Origin of the sequence: Citrobacter sp. wls613 (assembly GCF_005281195.1) — a bacterium.
GTDB lineage: Bacteria > Pseudomonadota > Gammaproteobacteria > Enterobacterales > Enterobacteriaceae > Citrobacter > Citrobacter gillenii.
This window is the reverse complement of record NZ_SZXN01000051.1, coordinates 99314-99744: the sequence shown is the minus strand read 5'-3', so window position 1 is coordinate 99744 and position 431 is coordinate 99314. Positions and strand designations below refer to the sequence as shown.

Sequence of the window (431 nt, the reverse complement as noted above, 5' to 3'; positions counted from 1 at the left end):
TGAAGCGCATGGTCATTGCAGGCCAGCCCACCGCCGGGATTGCTTCGTGCGAAATGGTAATCTTTTTACTATTCATATCAATGTCTTTAACGATACCGGTGCCCTTGATAACCTGCTGTACCGAAGCATCACTGGCAGTATTCATATCGCCATGCTGATGTGTTTCAGCATGAAGACCGGCAGAAAACATGACAGAGAAGGCACCAAATAAAACGGCTTTAAGTGAATTACGCATTTTAATTTCCTGATTAATTGAATAAATTTACTCTACCCAACCGCCACCCAGCGCGGTAAACAGATTAATTTCGTTAACCTGTCGGGAATAGGTAAGATCGAGAATGGTTTGCTGCGTCGCGAAGAGGGAACGTTCTGCATCCAGCACTTCGATGTAACTGACAGCACCACTTGCATACAATCCTCTGGCACGCTGT

Annotated in this window: 2 protein-coding genes; both read right to left on the bottom strand. The window is 45.7% G+C overall.

Annotation, left to right across the window (positions count from 1 at the left end):
• Positions 1 to 235 (bottom strand): copper-binding protein (locus FDX01_RS09015; protein ID WP_137399653.1); only part of this gene is annotated, 235 nt, incomplete at its 3' end.
• A gap of 27 nt (positions 236 to 262) precedes the next feature.
• The coding region (locus FDX01_RS24140) for a TolC family protein (protein WP_341772007.1) at positions 263 to 431 on the bottom strand (169 nt) is incomplete at its 5' end.